The sequence below is a fragment of the Piscinibacter gummiphilus genome (assembly GCF_032681285.1).
Classification (GTDB): domain Bacteria; phylum Pseudomonadota; class Gammaproteobacteria; order Burkholderiales; family Burkholderiaceae_C; genus Rhizobacter; species Rhizobacter gummiphilus_A.
On record NZ_CP136336.1, the window covers coordinates 3,108,936 to 3,131,026 of the forward strand.

A 22,091-nucleotide genomic window follows, 5' to 3' on the forward strand; every position below is an offset into this window, starting at 1 on the left:
CACTCTCACGCTTCAACGGAAATCGCAAGCCCCCGCGCGTTGATGGGTCATCGCCCTCGCGCACGCGGTTTGCTCTTAGCGTCTTGCCCATCGCATCACGCATGCATGTGTGCTCCGTCGCGCAGCCAGCGTCTCAGCTGCTGCGCATCCACCGGCTTGACGGCATGCAAGTCGAAGCCCGACCTCATCGCACGCTGCACGTCTTCGTTCTGCCCGTAGCCCGAGACCGCGATCATCCGCCCCGCGTAGCCACGCGAGCGCGCGGCGAGCGCCAGTTCGAAGCCATTGAGGCCGGGCAGGCCGATGTCGACGATGGCGACATCGGGCCATTCGGCGAGCAGCGTCTCCAGGCCCGCCGTGCCGGTGTTCTCGCCGCTCACCTTGTGGCCGTCGAGCCGCAGCAGGTCGCACATCGATTGCAGCGAATCGGGGTTGTCTTCCACCACCAGCACGCGAAGGCCCGGGCGCACGGCGCTGTCGGTGTGTGCCGGCGCGGCGCGTGCCGCCTCCACCCGCGGCAGGCGCACCTCGAAGCGTGAGCCCGCAGTCGAGCTGGCGGCACTCACCGTGCCGCCGTGCAGTTCCACCAGGCGCTTCACGAGCGAGAGCCCGATGCCCAGGCCTCCGGCCCTGCGATCCAGCGTGCGCTCGCCCTGCACGAAGAGATCGAACACCCGTGGCAGCAGGTCCGGCGCGATGCCGTCGCCCTCGTCGACCACGCTGAAGATCACCTCGCCTTCCTGTGCGCGCACCTCCACGCCGATGCGCCGCCCGACCGGCGTGTACTTGATCGCATTGCCCACGAGGTTGGTCACCACCTGCTCCAGGCGAGACGCATCGGCCATCACCCACGCTTCGTCGAGCTGGCGCTCGATGGGGTGCCGCGAGGTGTCGCCGGTGATCGTGAGCATGTCGAGCGTGCGCCGCACGAGCAGTGCGAGATCCATCGGCTCGCACACCAAGCGCTCCTTGCCCGAGAGGATGCGCGTCATGTCGAGCAGGTCACCGATCATGTGCGAGAGGTGCAGCGTCTGGCGGCGGATGATGCCGCGGGCACTGCGCGCCTTGGCGTCCGGCATCTCGCCGTGGTGCAGCACCTCCACCGCCGTCGAGATCGCGTTCAGCGGGTTGCGCAGCTCGTGGCCCAGCATGGCGAGGAACTCATCCTTCGACTGGCTGGCGGCCTTCAGCTGCTCGTGCGCTTCCACGAGCTGGGCCTCGACCTCCTTGCGCGCGCTGATGTCGACCATGGCGGCGATGGCGCCACGCGGGCGCCCTTGCGCATCGCGCAACGGCACGGCGTTGGCAATGGCGTGCACCACCGGCCGGTGCGGCGCGCGGATCTCCAGCTCCGTCACCGCCACCGCCTGGCCGGTGCGCGCGGCCACGCACAGCGGCATCTCGTGGGGCAGCACCGGCCGCCCCTCGTGGAAGACGCTCGGCTCCGCGTCACCGCCGCGGCGGCCGAAGAGCTGCACCATCGTCGCGTTGCGCAGCACGTTTTCGCAGTCGCGGTCCTGCGCGAAGGCGAGGCCGATGGGTGAGCTGTTGAAGAGCGTCTCGAATTCGTCGGCCTTGCGCCGAAGCACATCGCGCGCCGCCTGGTCTCGCTCGTGCGAGGCTTGCAGCGCGTCGCGCAGCGCCGCGATCTCGCGCACGTGCACCGTGCCCAAACGGGCCGCGCCACCGTCGCGCGCCAGTGCCTCCAGCGGGCGCCGGATGCGCCGCGCGAGCAGCAGCGCCATCGTCACACCCAGCAGCAGGCAGGCCGCCGCCGTGGCCCAGGCGATGCCGATGGAGCGGATCTGCCCGGCCGCCACCGGCGCCGTGGCCATGTCGCGGCGCACGCCCCAGCCGGCGAGCAGCACGCTGCGGGTTGCGGCATCCGTGCTCACGCCGGGGACAGCCGTGTCGGGCAGGCGCTTGCCCACGTGCTGCGGGTCGGTGGAGCGTGCGATGACACGCCGCTCGCGGTCGAAGAGCACGCTGTAGCCCTCGCTCGGCGCCGAGCGTTTGACGATCACCTGCCAGGCGGCCCAGGACACCCACACGCCGAGCCCGAAGCGCAGGTTGCCATCGATCACCACGGGAATCGCGATCACGGTCGCGGCCTGCCCGCTCGGCGGGTGTTGGAGCAGGTTGCTGACGAGCGGCTTCTCGTCCCACAGCATCTGGCGAAAACCTGGCACCGGGGGCAGCGTGCCGCGACGCGCAGCGCCCGTGGTGTCGAAGATGACGAGGCCACGCGTGTCGGTGAGGAAGCTGCCCTTCCAGCCGCTGCGCAGCGGCCCACGCCCGGCGATGGCACGCTCGAAGTCACGCACGTCGCCATGCCGCAGCGATTCGGAGAGCGCCACGATGCGCAGCGCCTCGATCGTCGCCTGCATTTCGTTCTCGACGGCCTCGGCCAGCACCTGGGCCTCGCGGTCGAGGTCGAGGCGCAGACGCTGCTGCTCGCTGCGCATCTTCTCCAGCAGCAGGTACGACATGAGCAGGGCCACGGGCACCGTGGCCACGAGCAGCATGGCCACGAAGGCGGTGCGCAGCGAGACCTTCATCGCCACCCGCCTTCGCGCGCAGCGGCACGCCGTTTGCTGCAAAAGCTGCCGGTGACCGGAAAAGTCTTCCGCCGGCGCGCCACCCGGCGTGCCGCGCCGCGAACGCCGCAGCGCGAGCAATCACGGGGCCTGCCGCCCGTCACGCCGGGCCCGCCGCCGCCAAGGCACGGTCGTTGCATTGAGGCTTGCCCATCTTTGGCTCTCACACGGCTTTCAATGACCTCGATGTACTTGCATACCGAGCAACGCCAGCAGCAAGGGCTTTCGCCGCGTTTGCAGCAAGCGGTGCGCCTGCTCCAGTTGTCGTCGCTCGATTTCGCGCATGAAGTGCAGGCCGCCGTCGACAGCAACCCCTTCCTCGACACGGTGGACGACGAAGCGCCCGACGAAGCTGCCGCCGCCGCGCCCGACATGCCGCTGCCCGAGGCCACGCATGCCGACGCCCTGGAAGCGCCGGCCGTCACCATGGCCGACGAGGGTGGCGACGCCCAGGACAGCTGGCAGACCGCCGGCCCGTCCGACACCCCGCGCAGCGACGACCTCGACGCCTCGCCGATGAACCGCGTGGCCGCCGAGACCTCGCTCAGCGAATACCTGCTGCGCCAGTTGCATGTGCTGCCCATCCCGCCGCGCGACATGCTGCTCGCCGAGGCCATCGTCGAGTCGCTCGACGACGACGGCTACCTGCGCATGGACGACCTCTCCGAGCTGATCCCCGTGATCGAGCTCGACCCCGCCGTCACCGTGCCCGAGTTGCAGATCGCACTCAAGCGCGTGCAGTCGCTCGAGCCTGCCGGCGTGGGCGCGCGCAGCGTGGTCGAGTGCCTGCTGCTGCAACTCGACGGCATCGAGGACGCGCGTGAGCGTGAATTGGTGCGCCTCCTCGTGTCGGAAAAACTCGAGAGCCTCGCGCACAAGGATGCCGCAACGCTCGCCAAGCAACTGGGCCGCCCGGTCGACGAAGTGGCCGCGGCCTGTGCCCGCATCCGCCGCCTCGACCCGCGCCCCGGGTGGCGCTTCGGCTCGGCCGACATCCGCTACATCACGCCCGACGTGATCGTGAAGAAGGTGCGCAACAACTGGACGGTGTCGCTCAACCCCGCCATCGTGCCCAAGGTGCGGCTGCACCGCGTGTACGCCGAGATGTTCCAGCGCCACCAGCAGGCGCAGCACCCCGAGCTCGCCTCGCAGCTGCGCGAGGCCCGCTGGACGCTGCGCAACGTGGAGCAGCGCTTCGCCACCATCCTCGGCGTGGCGCAAGCCATCGTGAAGCGCCAGCACCACTTCTTCGACTACGGGCCGCTCGCGATGAAGCCGATGGGCCTGAAGGAGATCGCCGAGGAGGTGGGCGTGCACGAGTCGACCGTCTCGCGCGTCACCAACAACAAGTACATGGCCACGCCGAGCGGCGTGTTCGAGCTCAAGTACTTCTTCTCGCGCGCGATGACGGCCACGAGCGGCACCGCGTTCTCGGGCACCGCGATCCGCGGGCTCATCAAGGACATGATCGAGAACGAGAAGCCCGACAACCCGCTGTCGGATGCCGAGATCACCCGCCAGCTCGCACAGCAAGGCTTCGTGGTGGCGCGCCGCACGGTCACCAAGTACCGCCACCTGTTGAAGGTGGAGCCGGTGGAGCGGCGGCGCAACGGCACCTGAGGCGGGCACCGCGCTTGCCGCGGCAGGCGCAATGACCCCTTCGCACAACCGCCGCCGCGTCCTTGCCGGCCTCTGGGACGCCGCCTGGCTTTACCGTCGCCGCACGCTGGCGGCCATCGGCCTGCTGTTGCTGGCGAAGGTGGCCACGGTGTGCGTGCCGCTGCTGCTGAAAGCCATCGTCGACCAGTTCAGCCGCCCCGAAGGGCTGGCGCAAAGCGTGCCGCAAAGCGCTGCGCCCGACCTGCCCGCCGGGCAGATCGTGCTCGTGATCCCGGTCTTCCTGCTGCTGTCGTATGCGCTGCTGCGCTTCGCCGGCACGCTCTTCACCGAGCTGCGCGACCTGGTGTTCGCTCCCGTGACGCGGCGCACGGTGATCGCGATGTCGCAGCGTGCCTTCTCGCACCTGCTCTCCTTGAGCCCGCGCTTCCACGTGCAGCGCAACACCGGCTCGCTGATCCGCGACGTGGAGCGTGGCACCGCAGGCGTGGGTTTCCTGCTCGGTGCCGGGCTCTTCACCGTGGTGCCCACGCTGGTGGAATTCGTCGGCGTGCTGCTGGTGATGGCCAGCGGCTACAGCCTGTGGTTCACGCTCATCATCATGGTGACCTTCGTGGTCTACGGCGCGGTGACGATGGGGCTCACGCAGAAGCGAGAGCTGCGCCAGCGCCGCGTCAACGAGATGGACTCGCGCGCCAACGGCCGGCTGGTCGACAGCCTGCTCAACTACGAGACCGTCAAGACCTACGCCCGCGAAGACTACGAGCGCCGCCGCTACGCCGAGATCTGCGACGAATGGGTGCGCGGCAGCGTGCACAACCAGCGCGCCCTCTCGGGCCTGCACATCAGCCAGAGCGCCATCATCGCGGGCGGCGTGGCCGCGGTGATGATGCTTGCCGCCGAGCAGACGGTGCGCGGCGTGATGACAGTGGGCGACCTCGTGCTCGTCAACGCCTACGTGATCCAGATCTGCATGCCGCTCAATGCGCTCGGCTTCGTGTTTCGCGAGGCCAGCGATGCACTCGTCAACACCGAGAAGCTCTTCAACCTGCTCGACCAGCGACCCGACATTGCCGACCAGCCTGGCACGCCGCCGCTGCAGGTGAAGGAAGGCGTGGTCAGCTTCGAGAACGTCGACTTCTCGTATGAGGCCGGCCGCCAGGTGCTCTACGGCGCCTCGCTCACCATCGGCGCCGGGCAGACGGTGGCGGTGGTCGGCGGCAGCGGCTCGGGCAAGTCGACGCTCGCGCGCCTGCTGCTGCGCCTGTACGACGTGAACCAAGGCCGCATCACCGTCGACGGGCAGGACATCCGCCACACCACGGTCGGCTCGCTGCGCGAGGCCATCGGCGTGGTGCCGCAAGACACGGTGCTCTTCAACGACACCATCGCCTACAACATCGCCTACGGCCGCCAGGGCGCCGGCATGGCCGATGTGATCGAAGCGGCCAAGGCCGCGCAGGTGCACGAGTTCATCCTCTCGCTGCCGCAGCAGTACGAGACGACCGTCGGCGAACGGGGGCTCAAGCTCTCGGGCGGCGAGAAGCAGCGCATCGCCATCGCACGCGCGTTTCTCAAGAACCCGCCGATCATGATCTTCGACGAGGCCACCTCCGCGCTCGACACCCGCGCCGAGCGCGCCATCCAGAGCGAACTCGACCGCATCGCCGAAGGCCGCACCACCCTCGTCATCGCGCACCGGCTCTCCACCATCGTCAACGCCGACGAGATCGTGGTGATGGACAAGGGCCGCATCGTCGAGCGCGGCAAGCACGACGACCTGCTCGCCCACGGCGGCCTCTACGCCCAGCTGTGGAGCCTGCAACGCCAGCAGGCGCAGTTCGAGCGCCTGGAGCGGCAGCTGGCGCGCCAGCCGGTGAACCTCGTGGCGCTGGTGGCAAACGCGATCGACGGGCTGCGCGAAGCGATCGACGCACGCCAGGTGCGGCTCTACACCGATGTCGACATCGACAACGCCAGCGTCACCGGCGACCCCACCACACTCGCGCAGGCGCTGCGCGAGGTCTGCGTCTGGGCCCTCGACGCCACGCCGGTGGGCGGCCGCGTGGCGATCAAGCTCGACCGCGTGGAGGGCCGCGTGCGCCTGAGCGTGACCGACGGCCGCGATGCCGCGTCGTCGCCCCACCTGGCGGCGAGCGACTGGCAGCGCCCGCACGGCACCGACACGCCGGTCGACCCGATGGAGCTGCGCTCCACGCTCGAGCGCCAGGGTGGCACCTTCCACATCGAGCCGCCCGGCTCCGTCAAGGGCATGCGCTACGTGATGGAGCTGCCGCTCAGGGCGGTGACCGTCGAGCCCGCCGCGCCGGCGAGGGGCGAAGAGCCCCCGATGCACACACCGGCCGACCCCTTGCAGGGCCTCTCGATCATGGTGATCGACGACAACGCCGATGCACGCGAAGCGCTGGGCATGGTGCTCTCGGTGCAGGGTGCCGAGGTGCTGTCGTTCGGCCGCGGCCACGATGCACTCTCGTGGCTGGCCAGCCACCCGAGCGGCCAATGGCCCGACCTGCTGGTGTGCGACATCATGCTCGACGAAGAAGATGGCCACACCGTGATGCGCCAGGTGCGGCAGCTCGAAGAGGAGCGCCACGTGCCGCTCGATCGCAGCATGCCCGCCATCGCACTCACGGGCTTGGCCGAAGCCGGCGACCGCATGCGCGCGCTGATGGCCGGCTTCCAGGTGCACCTGGTCAAGCCGGTCGAGCCCGACGAGCTGATCCAGACCCTCTTCAACCTCGCCGGCCGCCACGGCGGCGACTCGGCGCCGGGAGCCCTGCCGCCCACCGGCATGCCGCCTCCTGCATCCCCCAGACCGGAGATCCACTGATGAGCACCACCGGAAGCTATTTCGCCGACCGCGCCGCCGCCCAACGCGCGGTGCAGATGGCGCTACCCATGATCGAACCCGCGATGCGCGAGCCCGGCGTGTGCGGCAGCGGCTTCCTGGTGATCGTGGTGATGGACCCGGCGCTGCACCCGGGCGACTGCCCGTTCGACGACGCCGTGCTGCTCGAACACTGCATCGGCGACCGCACGAAGTGGGACGCCGACTATGCCGCCTTCGCCCGCGGCAAGGCGCGCCTGTCGTGGCAGCACCGCACGGGCAGCGCCGAGCTGCAGTCGGCACGCGCGCATGCGTTGCGCGAGGGCGAAAGCATGCTCTGGGGCAGCGTGTGCCTCGACGGCATCGTCGTCGGCGTGAGCGGCGCCGAAGCCTGGTGGGACGAAGCCTTCGCCACCGCCGTCGCGGCCAACCTGCGTGCCATCGCGAAGGAGCGCCACGCGGCCCTGCTGAAAGACCGCCAGCTCTGGGTGGACTGAGCGGAAGCGGCACGCCGCCTGCTCCTTTGCGTCAGCTCATTCCACTAACGGGAGACCTCATGTCCAACACCCCCAGCCTGCAAGGCCAAACGATCATCATCACCGGCGGCAGCCGCGGCCTCGGCGCAGCCATTGCGCAGGTGCTCGGCGAAGAAGGCGCCCTTCTCGTCATCGCCGACCTGGCGCTGGAACGTGCGCAAGACCGCGTGGCCGTGCTCGCCGAAAGCGGCATCAAGGCGCTGGCCATGCCGCTCGACGTGGGCGACGAAGAGCAGGTGCGCCAGGTGATCTCGGCCACGCGCGAGCGCTTCGGCCGGCTCGACGCGGTCATCAACAACGCGGCCATCGACATCACCGTGCCCATCGCCGAGCTCACCAGCACCGACTGGGAGCGCGTGGTGCAGACCAACCTCACCGGCCCCTTCCTCATGGCCAAGCACGCCGCGGCCGCGATGGGCCCGAAGACGGCCAAGGGTGGCGGGGGCCACATCGTCAACATCGCCTCCACCGCCTCGAAACGCGCCTGGCCCAACGCAGCGGCCTACCACGCCACCAAGTGGGGGCTGCTCGGCCTCTCGCATGCGCTGCATGCCGAGCTGCGCCCGCAAGGCATCAAGGTTTCGGCGGTGGTGGCGGGCGGCATGCGCACGCCCTTCCTGCTCGACCGTTTCCCCGACATCGACCCCGGCGTGCTGCAAGACCCGCTCAACGTGGCCCGCACCGTGCGCTTCGTGCTCACGCAGCCCGACGAGACCGTGATCCCCGAGATCACGGTGCTGCCGATGCGCGAGACCTCCTGGCCCTGATGGCCACACGCGGCACGCTGCAGACGCGCACGCCGCGGCGCCCGGCGTTCGCAGTCGATGGCGGCGGCACGCGCCTGCCGCGCAGCGCGACGGTTCTGCTGCTGGTCGACTTCATCAACCCACTGGCCTTCGACGGCGGAGAGCAGCTCGCCGCGCCGGCGCTCGCCGCCGCCCGCGCCACGAAGCGCCTGAAGGCGCGCCTGGCACAAGACGGTGTGCCCACCATCTACGCCAACGACAACTACGGCGTGTGGCGCTCCGACTTCCACGACATCCTCACGTATTGCGCCACCCGGCCTGGCGCCACCGGCCGCATGGCCGAGTGGCTCGCCCCGGGGCCCGACGACCTGGTGCTGCTCAAGCCGCGCCATTCGGCCTTTTTTGCCACCCCGCTCGACCTCGTGCTGTCACAGATGCACGCCCGCACCCTGGTGCTCGCCGGCCTTGCTGCCGACATCTGCGTGCAGATCACCGCGATGGACGCGACGCTGCGCGGCTACGAGCTGTGGGTGCCGGCCGACTGCACCGCCGCCGAAAGCGAACCGGCCAAGAAGGCCGCGCTCGCCTACATGAAACGCGTGCTCAAGGCCGACGTGCGGCGCTCGTCCTCGCGCCCGCCGCGCGCCTGAGCGGCACACCGTTTGCCTGAATCGTTTTCGCTTGCCGCTCGTGGCAGGCACGCCATCAGGAAGCTTCTCCATCCATGATCACGCTCGGGCTGAATGCCGCCTTTCACGATTCGTCGGCTGCCCTGGTGGTGGATGGTGTGGTGGTCGCAGCGGCCGAAGAAGAGCGCTTCACCCGCATCAAGCATGGCAAGCGCCCCGTGCCGTTCTCGGCCTGGGAGCTGCCGTTCAACGCCATCGACTTCTGCCTCCAGCAGGCCGGCGTGACGCTCGCCGACGTCGACCACGTGGCCTACAGCTACGACCCCAAGACCTTCCTCGGCGAGCGCCACGCCCCCACGATCACGCTGCCGCTGGAGCCCTCGGCCGCCGACCACGGCGACTGGGAAAGCCCCTGGGACCCGCTCTTCGCCGCCTACATCGTCAACGCACCGCGCCAGCTCGCCGATGGCTGGCCGCACCACCTGCGCAAGCGGCTGAGCGGTGTGAAAGCCACAAGCGCGCCCTACCGCTGGCATTTCGTCAACCACCACACCTGCCACCAGGCGAGCGCCTTCCTCGCCGCGCCCTACCCGCGCTGCGCGGTGATGACGCTCGACGGCCGCGGCGAGCACGCCACCACCACCTACGGCCGCCACCGCGACAGCCGCTACGAGCCGATGGGCGAGGTGCTGATGCCGCATTCGCTGGGCATGCTCTACGAGCAGATGACCACGCACCTCGGCTTCCTGCATTCAAGCGACGAGTACAAGGTGATGGCGCTCGCCGCGCTCGGCACACCGCGCTTCGCCAGGCGGCTGCGCGACGCCATCCACATCGGGGCCGACGGCCAGTACACCATCGATCCCATCGACCTCACCGCCATCGCGGGCCCGGCGCGCGAGCCCGGCAGCCAGATGGCCGAGGCGCACCTCGACCTTGCCGCCTCGCTGCAGGACGTGCTCGAAAGCGTGGTGATCGAGCTGTGCGCCTGGCTGCGTGAAGCCAGCGGAGAGCGTTACCTCGCGATGGCCGGTGGCGTGGCGCTCAACTGCGTGATGAACGCCCGCCTGCGCGACAGCGGCATCTTCGACGGCATCTGGGTGCAACCCGCCGCGGGCGACGCCGGCACCGGCCTCGGCGCGGCACTCTGGGTCGACGCTCGCGAGCGCCGCGGCCTGGCGCCCACCGACGCGAAGGAGCAGGCGGTCAACACCTTCGCCCCCCGCCGCTGGCAGATGGATCACCCCTACCTCGGCCCCGCCTACGGCGACGACGAGATCGAGCAGCTGCTGAAGTGGGCCAAGCTGCCCTACCGCCGCTGTGAAGACCTCGCGGCCGAGACGGCCGAGCTGCTGGCCGCCAACCGCATCGTCGGCTGGTTCCAGGGCCGCATGGAGTTCGGCCCGCGATCGCTCGGCGCGCGCTCCATCCTCGCCTCGCCCATCGACCCGGCCATGCAGGCCCGCCTCAACGAACTGAAGGACCGCGAAGACTTCCGCCCGGTGGCGCCCGCGGTGCCTGAAGAAGAACTGGGCAACTGGTTCCGCCCGGCCGAGGCCAACGGCGGCCAGTCGCCCTTCATGCTCTTCATCTACGACCTCGCACCCGGTGCCGCAGAGCGCATTCCCTCGGCCTGCCACACCGACCGCACGGCCCGCGTGCAGACGGTCAATCGTGACACCAACCCCCGCTTCCATGCGCTGCTGAAGGCCTTCGGCAAGAAGACCGGCGTGCCGGTGCTGGTCAACACCTCGTTCAACGTGCGCGGCGAGCCCATCGTGTGCTCGCCCAAGGCGGCGATCGAGGCGTTCTTCAGCACACCGCTCGATGCACTCTCCATCGGCAGCTTCCTCGTCGAAAAGCCAAGCCTGCAGCCAAGCACATGACGCCGAGAATTTCCGTTGTCATTCCCACCTACAAACGCCCGCAGCTCCTGCTGCGCTGCCTCAAGTCCGTCCTGACCCAGCGCTTCGAGACCGACGCCTACGAAGTGATCGTGGTCGACGACGGGCACGACGACGCGACGAAGCACCTCGTCGAGTCGCTCATCAACGGTGCCCCGCTCGCCGCCGAGCTGCGCTACCTGCGCCCGCCCATCGGCCGTGGCCCGGCGGTCGCGCGCAACGTAGGCTGGCGCGCGGCGCGCGGTGCGCTCGTGGCCTTCACCGACGACGACACCGTGCCCGCCCGCGACTGGCTGGCCGAAGGCGAACGGGTGATGGCCAAGCACCCCGAGTGGGTGGCGATGTGCGGCCGCGTCAGCGTGCCCATCCCGGGCGAAACCACCGACCATGCGCGCATGACGGCTGGCCTGGCCAAGGCCGAGTTCGTGACGGCCAATGCCTTCGTGCGCCATTGGGCACTCGAGAAGGTGAACGGCTTCGACGAGCGCTTCGCCCGCGCCTGGCGAGAAGACTCCGATCTGCAGTTCCGCCTCATGGCCGAGGTCGGCCACGTGGGCCGCAGCGCGCGCGCCGAGGTCGTGCACCCCGTGCGCTCGGCGCCCTGGGGCCTGAGCCTCTCGCAGCAGCGCAACACCTTCTACGACGCGCTGCTCTACAAGAAGCACCCGCGGCTCTACCGCGAGCGCATCCGCCCGGTGCCGCCGTGGAATTACTACCTGATCGTGGCGCTCGCGTTCGCCGCACTCGTGCTGCTCTTCTTCCGCCAGATCGAGTGGGCGATGGGCAGCCTGGCGGTGATGGTGGTGCTCGTGCTGCACCTCGCCTTCGAGCGGCTGCGAGACACCAGCCACCGGCTGCCCCATGTGCTGGAGATGCTGGCCACCTCGGCGCTGATCCCCTTCCTTTCGGTCTACTGGCGGTTGCGCGGCGCCATCCACTTCAGGGTGCTCTTCCTGTGAACACGCCAAAGCGCCGGCTGCGCATCCTGACCTGGCATGTGCACGGCAACTATCTCTACTACCTCACGCAGGTGCCGCACGACTTCTACCTCGTGACCGACGCCGAGCGTTCCACGCACCACAGCGGGCGAAGCGGCATCCTGCCCTGGGGCGACAACGTGCACGAAGCGCCGGTCGAGCAGATCGCCGGCATGCCCTTCGATGCGATCCTCTTCCAGTCGCGCGACGCATGGGAGCGCGAGCAGCACCTCATCCTCTCGGAGGCCCAGCGCCGCCTGCCGCGTCTCTACCTCGAGCACGACCCACCGCAGCAGCACCCCACCGACACCCCGCACTGGGTGGACGACCCGGCCGTGCTGCTGGTGCACGTGACGCACTTCAACCAGCTGATGTGGGACAACCGGCGCACGCCCAGCCGGGTGGTCGAGCACGGCGTGAAGCCGCTCGCGAGCGTGCCCTGGACGGGCGAGATCGAGCGCGGGCTGGTGGTCGTCAACAACCTCGACCGCCGTGGCCGCCGCCTGGGGCTGGACGTCTACCAGCAGGTCGCGCCACAGGTGCCGCTCACGCTCGTGGGCATGGGCAGCGAGCGCTGCGGCGGCGCGGGCGAGGTCTCGCACCACGAGCTGCCCAAGCGCATGGCCGCACACCGCTTCTTCTTCAACCCGATCCGCTACACGAGCCTCGGCCTGGCCATCATCGAGGCCATGATGGCCAGCACGCCCATCGTCGGCCTGGCCACCACGGAGCTGAGCACCGTGATCAGGAATGGAGGCAATGGCATCATCGACACCCGCGTCGACGCCCTCGTCGCGGCGATGCGCGAGCTGATGGCCAACCCTGCCGAGGCGCGGCGCCTGGGTGAAGCCGGCCGACGCACTGCACAGGAGCGCTTCCACATCGGGCGATTCGTCGACGACTGGATGCGCGTGTTCCACGAAGCCACGAGTTAAAAATCACAAGACACTCATGAGCGCGACCCCGATGAGCAGCCCAGCCCCCCGCGACCCGTCGCCCTCCCCAGCCGGATGGCGGCCCGGGCTCAAACTGCCCCTGCCGCCGGCCACGCTCCTGCTCTACATCGTCAAGGCGCTGGCGGTCGTGCTCATCACCATCGTCTGGCAGCAGGTGATGGAAACGCGCGGCAAGGCCGCTGAAGGCATCGCCCGCACCAACCAGGTCATCGAACAGCTGCAGACGGTCATCGGCAGCATGAAAGACGCCGAGACCGGCCAGCGTGGCTTCCTGCTCACCGGCCAGGAGAGCTACCTCGCGCCGCACATCGAAGGCAAGACCTCGGTGTCGGCCCGGCTGGAGGCGCTGCGCAAGCTGATGGAGCGCGACCCGGCCCAGCTGCAGCGCACCGACACGCTCGAGCGCCTGGTGGCCGACAAGCTCGCCGAGATGGAACAGACCATCGTGCTCACCCGCAACGGCGACCGCGAAGGCGCCATCGCGATGGTGCGCTCCGACCGCGGGCGCTCGACGATGGACCGCATCCGCACGGTGGTCAACGACATCGAGCAGGAGGAGCGCAGCCGCCTGTCTACGCAGCAGGAGCGCTGGCAGACGGCCGTCGAGTACTCCAACTTCGTCACCTGGGCGGCGGCGGCCGTGCTGCTGTCGCTCATCCTGTATTCCGCATACCGCTCCTCGCGCGAGCACCTGGCCCGCGAAGGCCAGCTGTGGCTGAGCGCGGGAGAAGCATCGCTTGCCGGCACGCTGCAAGGCGACCAGCGGCTCGACGTGCTGGGCCAGAACGTGCTCGGTTTTCTGGCCAACTACCTCGGCGCGAAGGTCGGCGCCGTCTACACCGTCGAGCCCGACGGCCGGCTGCAGCGCGTGGCCACCTATGCCGTCGACCCCGGCGAGCGCCCCGAGACGCTTCAACCCGGCGACGGGCTCCTCGGCCAGGCCGCGAAAGACAAGCGCCTGCTGCACGTCGTCGACGTGCCCGAGGGTTACCTGAGGGTGAGTTCCAGCCTCGGGCAGGGCTCGCCGCGCGAGCTCTTGATCGCCCCGGCGGTGATCTACGGCCGGGTGCAGGCGGTGATCGAACTCGGCTTCCTGCAGCCGGTGTCGGAGCCGCAGCGCCGGCTGCTGGCCGAAGCCTCCGAGCAACTCGCCATCGCCGTGCGCGCCTCGCGCGACCGCTCGCAGCTCGAAGAGCTGCTGGAAGAGACCCAGCGCCAGGCCGAGGAGCTGCAGGCGCAGCAGGAAGAACTGCGCGTGAGCAACGAAGAGCTCGAAGAGCAGGAGCGCGCACTCAAGGCCTCGCAGGCGCAGATGGAAGTGCAGCAGACCGAGCTGGAGCAGACCAACTCGCAGCTCTCGGCCCAGACCACTCTGCTCGAGAATCAGAGAGACGAGCTGGCGCAGGCGCAGGCCACGCTGCAGCAGCGCGCCGACGAGCTGGAGCGCGCAAGCCGCTACAAGACCGAGTTCCTTGCCAACATGAGCCACGAGCTGCGCACGCCGCTGAACTCGACGCTCATCCTCGCCAAGCTGCTCGCCGACAACCCGCACGGCAACCTGAGCGAAGAACAGGTCAAGTACGCGCAGACCATCTCCGGTGCCGGCAACGACCTGCTCACGCTCATCAACGACATCCTCGACCTCTCGAAGATCGAGGCCGGCAAGGTGGAGGTGCATGTCGAGAACATCCCGCTCGCGGCCGCCGTCGAAGGGCTCGTCAAAGCGCTGGAGCCGCAGGCGAAGCAGAAGGGGCTGGCGCTCTCGTTCGGCATCGGCGAAGACGTGCCCTCGCACCTGAAGACCGATGGGCAGCGCCTCGGTCAGATCCTCAAGAACCTGCTCTCCAACGCACTCAAGTTCACCGAAAGCGGCGAAGTCTCGCTGCGCGTCTCGCGCGAAGCCGGCGGCGTGGCCTTCGCGGTGCACGACACCGGCATCGGCATCGCCGAGAGCCAGCAGGAGCTGATCTTCGAAGCCTTCCGTCAAGCGGATGGCAGCACCCACCGCAAGTACGGTGGCACCGGGCTGGGGCTCTCGATCTCGCGCGACCTCGCCCGCCTGCTGGGCGGCGACATCACCGTGCAGAGCACGCCAGGGCGCGGGAGCGTCTTCACCCTGCACCTGCCTGACGCACGCTCGAACGGCGTGCCCATGGCGCCCCGCCCACCGGCGCCGGCGCCCGTGGCCGAGACGCCGCCGCAGTACGTCTCCCACGCCGCGCCTCGCGCGCCGGCCGCGCCGCAGATCGAAGACGACCGCGCCAGCCTCACCGTCAACTCGCGCACCGTGCTCGTGATCGAAGACGACCCGCGCTTCGCGCTGATCCTGCGCGACCTGGCGCGCGAGATGAGCTTTCAGTGCGTCGTCACGCACACCGCAAGCGACGGCCTGGCCGCAGCCGCCATGTACCGGCCGCGCGCCATCCTTCTCGACATGAACCTGCCCGACCATTCCGGCCTGGGCGTGCTCGACCAGCTCAAGCACAGCGCGCAGACGCGGCACATCCCGGTGCACATCCTCTCGGTGGCCGACTACACCCACGAGGCGCTGGAGCGCGGCGCGCTCGGCTACGACCTGAAGCCGGTGAAACGCTCGCAGATCATCGAGGCGCTGCAGCGGCTGGAGGCGAAGTTCTCGCAGGGCATCCGCCGCGTGCTGGTGGTGGAAGACGACGCCCGCCAGCGCGAGAGCATCGAGCACCTGCTGCGCAACGTGGAGGGCGTGCAGATCACCTCGGTCGAAACCGGCGCCCAGGCGCTCGACGCGCTCAAGGGCACGACCTTCGACTGCATGGTGATGGACCTCAACCTGCCCGACCTCAGCGGCTATTCGCTGCTGGAGCGCATGGCCGAGCAAGACGACAAAGGCGACGGCGCCTTCCCCCCGGTGATCGTCTACACCGGCCGCTCATTGAGCTCGGACGAAGAGCAGCAGCTGCGCCGCTTCTCGCGCTCGATCATCATCAAGGACGCCCGCTCGCCCGAGCGCCTGCTCGACGAGGTGACGCTCTTCCTGCACCAGGTGGAGTCGGCCCTGCCCGCCGAAATGCAGCAGATGCTGCGCAACGTGCGCGACCGCGACAGCACGCTCGAAGGTCGCCGCATCCTGGTGGTGGAAGACGACGTGCGCAACGTCTTCGCGCTCACGAGCGTGCTGGAGCCGCGCGGCGCGAGCGTGGTGCTGGCCCGCAACGGGCGCGAGGCGCTCGACATGCTGGCCAAGACGCGCGAGCCGCAGCAGGCTCCCATCGACCTCGTGCTGATGGACATCATGATGCCGGAGATGGATGGCCTCACCGCCATGCGCGAGATCCGCAAAGACGCGGCCTGGAAGCGCCTGCCCATCATTGCGCTGACTGCCAAGGCCATGCGCGACGACCAGGAGCGCTGCCTGGCCGCCGGTGCCAACGACTACATCGCCAAACCGCTCGACGTGGAGAAACTCCTGTCGCTGGTGCGCGTGTGGATGCCCAAGTGACACCAACCGAGCACCCAGCCCATGCCCACCACTCGGGACCAGGACATCGAGCTTCGCCTGCTCATCGACGCGATCTTCCACAAGTATCACTACGACTTCCGCGGCTACGCCACAGCCTCGCTCAAGCGCCGCATGGGCAGCGCGATGACGCGCTTCGGCTGCAGCACGCTCTCGCAGCTGCAGGACAAGCTGCTGCACGACCCCAGCATCTTCCCGCCACTGCTCGACTACCTCACCGTGCAGGTGAGCGAGATGTTCCGCGACCCGAGCTACTACAAGGCGCTGCGCGACGAAGTGGTGCCGCTCTTGCGTACCTACCCCTCGCTCAAGGTCTGGGTGGCCGGATGCAGCGCGGGCGAAGAGGCGTATTCGATCGCCATCCTGCTGCGCGAAGAGGGGCTGCTCGAGCGCACGCTGATCTACGCGACCGACATCAACACCGACGCGCTCAAGCGTGCCGAGGCGGGCGTCTACCCGCTGGAGCAGATCGCCCTCTACACGCAGAACCACCAGAAGAGCGGCGGGCACTCGTCGCTGTCGGACCACTACACCGCGGCGTATGGCCGCGCGGTGTTCGACAAGAGCCTGCGCAAGCAGATGGTCTTCTCCGACCACAGCCTCGCGACCGACAGCGTGTTTGCCGAAGTGCACCTCGTCTCGTGCCGCAACGTGCTGATCTACTTCGACCGCCAGTTGCAGGACCGCGCGCTCGGCCTCTTCAGCGAGGCGCTGTGCCGCAAGGGCTTCCTCGGCATCGGCAGCAAGGAGTCGCTGCGCTTCTCGGTGCACCGCGAGGCCTTCGAAGACTTCGTGCCGCAGGAGCGGATCTTCCAGCGCAGGAGCGAGGCATGAGCGCCGCGGGCATCGAGGCGGTCGTGATCGGCGGCTCGGCGGGCGGCGTCGACGCGCTCGCCGTCATGTTGCCGGCGCTGCCGGCCGCCCTGCCCGTGCCGGTGATCGTGGTGCTGCACCTGCCCCGCGAGAAGCCCAGCCTGCTCGTCGAGATCTTCTCCCGCCAGTGCGCCCTGCCCGTGCAGGAGGCGCAGGACAAGGCGCCCATCGAGCCCGGCAATGTGTACTTCGCCCCGGCCGACTACCACCTGCTGGTCGACCACGGCCCGAGCTTCGCGCTCTCGGTCGACGAGCCGGTGCACTACTCGCGCCCGTCGATCGACGTGCTCTTCGAAACCGCCGCCGACGTCTACGCCGAGCACCTGCTCGCCGTTGTGCTCACCGGCGCCAGCCAGGATGGCGCCGCCGGCCTCGCCGCCGTGCACCGCGCCGGCGGCACGACCGTCGTGCAGGAACCGCAGGAAGCCCTTTCCCCTTACATGCCCGAATCTGCGTTGCGTACGAGTCCGGTGGACCACGTGCTCCCGTTGGCAGGCATCGCCCAACTGATCGGCGGCCTTGCCGCAAACCGCACATGAACCTGGACAACCGTCACCCTGCGCCGCGCCCGAAGGTGAAATGCCTGCTGGTCGACGACCTGGCGGAAAACCTGCACGCCCTCTCGGCTCTGCTGGCCGACGACGAGGTGGAGCTGCTGCAAGCCCGCTCGGGCACCGAGGCGCTGGAAATCCTGCTCGTGCACGACGTGGCCCTCGCCCTCATCGACGTGCAGATGCCCGAGATGGACGGCTTCCAGCTCGCCGAAATGATGCGCGGCGTGCAGCGCACGCGCGACGTGCCCATCATCTTCGTCACGGCCGGCAGCAGCGACCGGCACCGCCAGTTCCAGGGCTACGAAAGCGGTGCGGTGGACTTCCTCTTCAAGCCCATCGAGCCGCACATCCTCAAGAGCAAAGCCGAGGTCTTCTTCCAGCTATGGCGCCAGAAGCAGCAGCTCGCGTGGGAACTGCAGGAGCGCACGAATTCGCTGCGCATCCAGGAGATGTTCACGGCCGTGCTGAGCCACGACCTGCGCGGGCCGCTCTCGGCCATCCAGCTCTCGGCCAAGATCCTCGAGAAGCGCTCCGACGAAGACGCTCAAACCATCGGCGGGCGCATCGCCCGCAGCGCCAAATGGATGGGCCGCATGATCGAAGACCTGCTCGACGTGACCCGCGTGCGGCAAGGCCACGGCATCCCCATCACCCGCACGCCGGTCGACCTGGCGTCCGTCGTGCAAGGCGTGGTGCAGGAGCGCCTGGTGCTCTCACCCGACCGGCACGTGAACGTCGAAGCCGAGGGCGACCTGCACGGCTCGTGGGATGGCGACCGCCTGGTGCAGGTGGCCTCGAACCTCATCGGCAATGCGCTGCGGCACGGCACCGGCGACACGGTGACCGTGAAGCTCGATGGCCGTCATGCAGACCGGGTGGTGATGTCGGTGCTCAACGACGGGCACATCCCCGCGGAGCTGTTGCCGTCGATCTTCGACCCCTTCCGGCGCGGGCAGCGGCAAAGCGCACGCACCGAGGGTCTGGGGCTGGGGCTCTACATCGTGCAGCAGGTCGTGCAGGCGCACGGCGGGTCGATCCAGGTGTCGTCGGAACCGGGCCAGCCCACACGATTCGACGTGCGGCTGCCCCGGGCGATCTGAGTCAGCCGGGTTCCGGTCGACTCACGAGGTGACGCCGACCTCGCTGCGCGCCAGCCGGCCCGCCACGATCCGCAACACCTGCGGATTCCACGGCAAGCCCATGTGGCTGCCCTCCACTTCCACGTTCTCGCCTTCGTCGCAATCGCCGTCGAGCAGGCAGGTTTCCCACGCCACCACGCCGTCGGTGCGCGAGTAGATGGAGGTGGTGGGCACCGGCGGCGTCTCGCGCAGGCGTGCGGCGAGCTTGTCGTCGACGAGCGGCGCGCTGCCGTTCACGAGGCGATAGAGCCAGCCCACGTTCGTCTCGCTGCCGCGCGACAAGAAGGGCGTGCCCAGCGTGATCACCTGCCGTACCAACGGTGACTGCAGCTTCGCGATCTCGCGTGCATAGATGCCGCCGAGGCTCCAGCCGATGAGGCTCACCTTGCGGTTGTGCAGCGTCGCCACGCCACGCACGTGGGTGGCGAGGTTGTGGAGCCACTCGTCGATGTCACCCTTCGGGCCGGTGTTGAAGCCCTGTTCCCAGTCGTAGACCGCATAGCCCAGCGCTTCGCAGCAGTTGCGCAGCGGCACCAGCGAGCGTTTGTCGGCGGCAAGGCCGGGGAAGATGATGACCGGGTGACCGTCGCCCTCGGGCAGGGCTTCGCGGTCCATCAGGTGCATGCCCGCGTATTCGATCACCGCTCGAAACGGCTCCACACCCAGCAATGCCAGTGACGGGGCGACCACCTGGGGGGCAACCATCATCTTGTTCATGTGCTTCTTCCTTTCGAGAGAGTGCGGTCGACGTTGCCGCGAATGGTGAGCGAGACCGCGCCTCTCGCCCATCGGTGGCCCACACCATTTGCATGTGCGAATTCGCCTACGCAGTCTTCCTGACCGGGCGCCCTTCTTCCACCCGCACTCGTGGGGAATGCACCTTGCCGGCCAAGGGTTCCCCCACGTTTGAAGGAGTCCGACATGGCCACCTCCCACCAGAGCTGCATCGATGCCTGCAATGCCTGCGCAGATGCCTGTGACCGCTGCGCCATCGCCTGCCTGCAGGAACCGCAGCCCAAGCTGATGGCGCGATGCGTTGCGCTCGACATCGACTGCGCGCAAGCCTGCCGCCTCGCGGCCGGCTACATGGCACGCGGCAGCGCACTCGACAGCGCCGCCTGCGCTTTCTGCGCGATGGTCTGCCTCGAATGCGCGAAGGAATGCGACCAGCACGCGATGGACCATTGCCAGGCCTGCGCCGACGCGTGCCGCGCCTGCGCCCGCGAATGCGCGGCGATGGCACAACGCCCCGCCCGGCCCGAGACGGCGGCCGGCACGCACTCGCACCATTGAGCTGACCGCCCCCTTCGCTGCCGCAAAGTTTGCGGACAGCCGCAAAGTGCGGCGGCCCGGGGTTCAGCGGTCCGGTTGCGAGGGCGTCGAGATCTCGCGCAGCGCCTCGTCGGCCTGCGCGGTGTCGTGCGTCGCGAGGTCGCCGAGCGAGACGATGCCCACCAGCTCGCGGCGGGCGTTGAGCACCGGCAGGCGGCGCACCTGCATGTCGCTCATCTGATGGGCCGCGGTGGCGGTGCTGTCATCTTCGCTGACCCAGCGCACCCGCTCGCTCATCACGTCGGAGACGCAGGTCTCCGACGGGCCCTGACCGGCCGCGACCGCGCGCACGGTGATGTCGCGGTCGGTGATCATGCCCAGCAACTCCTTGCCGCTGCACACCGGCAGCGCGCCGACGTTGAGCTCGTCCATCAGCTGGGCAGCACGCTGCAACGATTCCTCCGGCGCAATCACCTCGACGTTGCGCGTCATCACCTCTGAAACGGTCTGCATGGCACCTCTCCTTTTGCAACGGCCTTGAACACGGAAGGCCACGGCAAGAAGCCGGCAACCCGCATTCCGGCGCCACGGAACGCCTCTTGCCGAGGGGACTTCAACCTTGCAGTACACGGAGACCGCCATGAACGAGAACCTGCGCATCGCGTTGATCAGTGAACACGCCTCGCCGCTCGCCATGCTCGGCGGTGTGGACGCGGGCGGCCAGAACATCTACGTGGCCCACCTGGCCGATTGCCTGGCACGCGCCGGTCATCACGTGGACGTGCTGACCCGCCGCGACGACCCCGAGCTGCCCGCCTCCGTCGACCTGCGCCCCGGCGTGCGGGTGGTGCACATCGACGCCGGGCCCGCGACCTTCGTGCCCAAGGAGCAGCTGCTCGCGCACATGCCCGAGTTCGCCCGCGCGAGCGAACGGCTGCTGCGCCACAGCGTGCCCTACGACGTGGTGCATGCCAATTTCTTCATGTCGGGCCTGGTGGCACGGCACCTCAAGCACACACTCGGCACGCCGTATGTGATGACCTTCCATGCCCTCGGCCTCGTGCGCCGCGAGCACCAGCAGGAAGCCGATGCCTTCCCCCTCGAGCGGGTCGACATCGAGCGTGCCCTCGTGCGCGATGCCGATGCGGTGATCGCCGAATGCCCGCAAGACAGCGCCGACCTCGTGCGCCTCTACGACGCCGACCCCGAACGGCTGACGATGGTGCCCTGCGGCTTCGACCCGCTCGAGTTCAAGCCCACCAACAAGGCCGTGGCACGCGCTGCGCTCGGCCTGCACCCCGACGATTTCATCGTGCTGCAACTCGGCCGCCTGGTGCCGCGCAAGGGCATCGACAACGTCATCCGCTCGCTCGCGCACCTGCCGCGCCACGTGCCCGGCCGGGTGCTCGTGGTGGGCGGCGAATCGCGCGAGCCCGACGAGCGCCTCACCCCTGAGATCGCCCGCCTGCGCGGCGTGGCCGTCGAGTACGGCGTGGCCGAGCGTGTGAGCTTCGCCGGCCATCGCCGCCGCGAGGAGCTGCGCCTCTACTACGCCGCGGCCGACGTGTTCGTGACCACGCCGTGGTACGAGCCCTTCGGCATCACGCCTCTCGAAGCGATGGCCTGCGGCACGCCGGTGGTGGGCAGCGAGGTCGGCGGCATCCAGTATTCGGTGAGCGACGGCGTCACTGGCTTCCTCGTGCCGCCCAACGACCCGGCGGCGCTGGCCACGAAGCTCACCGAGCTGTACGAGAACCCCGCACTCGCGCGTGCGATGGGCCGCGCGGGCATCCGCCGCGCGCGCTCAATGTTCACCTGGCAGCAGGTGGCGCAGCAGCTCATCGAGGTGTACGAGAGCGTGCGGCAGCCGGTGTCGATCGACCTGCCCGAGACGGCCTGGCGGCAGCTGCCGCTGCTGCAGTCCGAGCGGGCCATCGCCCCATGACA

General features: G+C 69.0%; 17 protein-coding genes. 14 read left to right on the top strand and 3 right to left on the bottom strand.

Going from position 1 to position 22,091, the window contains the following annotated elements; all coding sequences use genetic code 11:
- Positions 1 to 95 precede the first annotated feature (95 nt).
- Positions 96 to 2,558 (bottom strand): hybrid sensor histidine kinase/response regulator, encoded by a 2,463-nt coding sequence (locus tag RXV79_RS14470; RefSeq protein WP_316698448.1) that lies wholly within the window; start codon positions 2,556 to 2,558, stop codon positions 96 to 98.
- Between the two features lie 225 nt (positions 2,559 to 2,783).
- Here RXV79_RS14470 and rpoN point away from each other — a divergent pair, with 225 nt between their 5' ends.
- The 12 genes from rpoN (at position 2,784) to RXV79_RS14530 (ending at position 18,833) form a co-directional block, all read left to right on the top strand.
- A complete protein-coding gene (gene rpoN / locus RXV79_RS14475) occupies positions 2,784 to 4,217 on the top strand; it encodes an RNA polymerase factor sigma-54 (RefSeq protein WP_316698450.1) in 1,434 nt (477 codons plus the stop codon).
- Between the two features lie 31 nt (positions 4,218 to 4,248).
- Positions 4,249 to 7,065 carry an ABC transporter transmembrane domain-containing protein gene (locus RXV79_RS14480; RefSeq protein ID WP_316698452.1) on the top strand — a complete coding sequence of 939 codons (2,817 nt, stop codon included), beginning with the start codon at positions 4,249 to 4,251 and terminating at the stop codon, positions 7,063 to 7,065.
- On the top strand, positions 7,065 to 7,559 hold the full coding sequence (locus RXV79_RS14485; RefSeq protein WP_316698454.1) for a hypothetical protein: 495 nt from the start codon (positions 7,065 to 7,067) through the stop codon (positions 7,557 to 7,559). The genes RXV79_RS14480 and RXV79_RS14485 overlap by 1 nt, the downstream gene beginning before the upstream one ends.
- A 59-nt stretch (positions 7,560 to 7,618) precedes the next feature.
- Positions 7,619 to 8,365 carry an SDR family oxidoreductase gene (locus RXV79_RS14490; protein ID WP_316698456.1) on the top strand — a complete coding sequence of 249 codons (747 nt, stop codon included), beginning with the start codon at positions 7,619 to 7,621 and terminating at the stop codon, positions 8,363 to 8,365.
- On the top strand, positions 8,365 to 8,994 hold the full coding sequence (locus RXV79_RS14495) for a cysteine hydrolase family protein (RefSeq protein ID WP_316698457.1): 630 nt from the start codon (positions 8,365 to 8,367) through the stop codon (positions 8,992 to 8,994). Before RXV79_RS14490 ends, RXV79_RS14495 begins: the two co-directional genes overlap by 1 nt.
- A 74-nt stretch (positions 8,995 to 9,068) precedes the next feature.
- Positions 9,069 to 10,859: a carbamoyltransferase family protein gene (locus RXV79_RS14500; protein WP_316698459.1), complete on the top strand. Its 1,791-nt coding sequence runs from the start codon at positions 9,069 to 9,071 to the stop codon at positions 10,857 to 10,859.
- Positions 10,856 to 11,836 carry a glycosyltransferase family 2 protein gene (locus RXV79_RS14505; RefSeq protein ID WP_316698462.1) on the top strand — a complete coding sequence of 327 codons (981 nt, stop codon included), beginning with the start codon at positions 10,856 to 10,858 and terminating at the stop codon, positions 11,834 to 11,836. The genes RXV79_RS14500 and RXV79_RS14505 overlap by 4 nt, the downstream gene beginning before the upstream one ends.
- Positions 11,833 to 12,789, top strand: a complete 957-nt coding sequence (locus RXV79_RS14510) for a glycosyltransferase family 4 protein (RefSeq protein WP_316698465.1) — start codon at positions 11,833 to 11,835, stop codon at positions 12,787 to 12,789. The genes RXV79_RS14505 and RXV79_RS14510 overlap by 4 nt, the downstream gene beginning before the upstream one ends.
- 16 nt (positions 12,790 to 12,805) lie before the next feature.
- Complete coding sequence (locus RXV79_RS14515) at positions 12,806 to 16,288, top strand: response regulator (protein ID WP_316698467.1); 3,483 nt, start codon at positions 12,806 to 12,808, stop codon at positions 16,286 to 16,288.
- 21 nt (positions 16,289 to 16,309) lie between these two features.
- On the top strand, positions 16,310 to 17,140 hold the full coding sequence (locus tag RXV79_RS14520; protein ID WP_316698470.1) for a CheR family methyltransferase: 831 nt from the start codon (positions 16,310 to 16,312) through the stop codon (positions 17,138 to 17,140).
- Positions 17,137 to 17,718: a chemotaxis protein CheB gene (locus tag RXV79_RS14525; protein ID WP_316698472.1), complete on the top strand. Its 582-nt coding sequence runs from the start codon at positions 17,137 to 17,139 to the stop codon at positions 17,716 to 17,718. The genes RXV79_RS14520 and RXV79_RS14525 overlap by 4 nt, the downstream gene beginning before the upstream one ends.
- Positions 17,715 to 18,833 carry a hybrid sensor histidine kinase/response regulator gene (locus RXV79_RS14530; protein WP_316698473.1) on the top strand — a complete coding sequence of 373 codons (1,119 nt, stop codon included), beginning with the start codon at positions 17,715 to 17,717 and terminating at the stop codon, positions 18,831 to 18,833. Before RXV79_RS14525 ends, RXV79_RS14530 begins: the two co-directional genes overlap by 4 nt.
- Before the next feature lie 21 nt (positions 18,834 to 18,854).
- Here RXV79_RS14530 and RXV79_RS14535 read toward each other — a convergent pair whose 3' ends face one another.
- Positions 18,855 to 19,589 carry an esterase/lipase family protein gene (locus tag RXV79_RS14535; protein ID WP_316698475.1) on the bottom strand — a complete coding sequence of 245 codons (735 nt, stop codon included), beginning with the start codon at positions 19,587 to 19,589 and terminating at the stop codon, positions 18,855 to 18,857.
- A gap of 204 nt (positions 19,590 to 19,793) precedes the next feature.
- On the opposite strand from RXV79_RS14535, the gene RXV79_RS14540 reads away from it, so the two are divergent.
- Positions 19,794 to 20,165 carry a four-helix bundle copper-binding protein gene (locus tag RXV79_RS14540; RefSeq protein WP_316698476.1) on the top strand — a complete coding sequence of 124 codons (372 nt, stop codon included), beginning with the start codon at positions 19,794 to 19,796 and terminating at the stop codon, positions 20,163 to 20,165.
- A 63-nt stretch (positions 20,166 to 20,228) separates the two neighbouring features.
- Here RXV79_RS14540 and RXV79_RS14545 read toward each other — a convergent pair whose 3' ends face one another.
- Positions 20,229 to 20,657: a CBS domain-containing protein gene (locus RXV79_RS14545; RefSeq protein ID WP_316698477.1), complete on the bottom strand. Its 429-nt coding sequence runs from the start codon at positions 20,655 to 20,657 to the stop codon at positions 20,229 to 20,231.
- Between the two features lie 127 nt (positions 20,658 to 20,784).
- Here RXV79_RS14545 and RXV79_RS14550 point away from each other — a divergent pair, with 127 nt between their 5' ends.
- Complete coding sequence (locus RXV79_RS14550) at positions 20,785 to 22,089, top strand: glycosyltransferase family 4 protein (RefSeq protein ID WP_316698478.1); 1,305 nt, start codon at positions 20,785 to 20,787, stop codon at positions 22,087 to 22,089.
- The last annotated feature ends 2 nt before the right edge of the window (positions 22,090 to 22,091 follow it).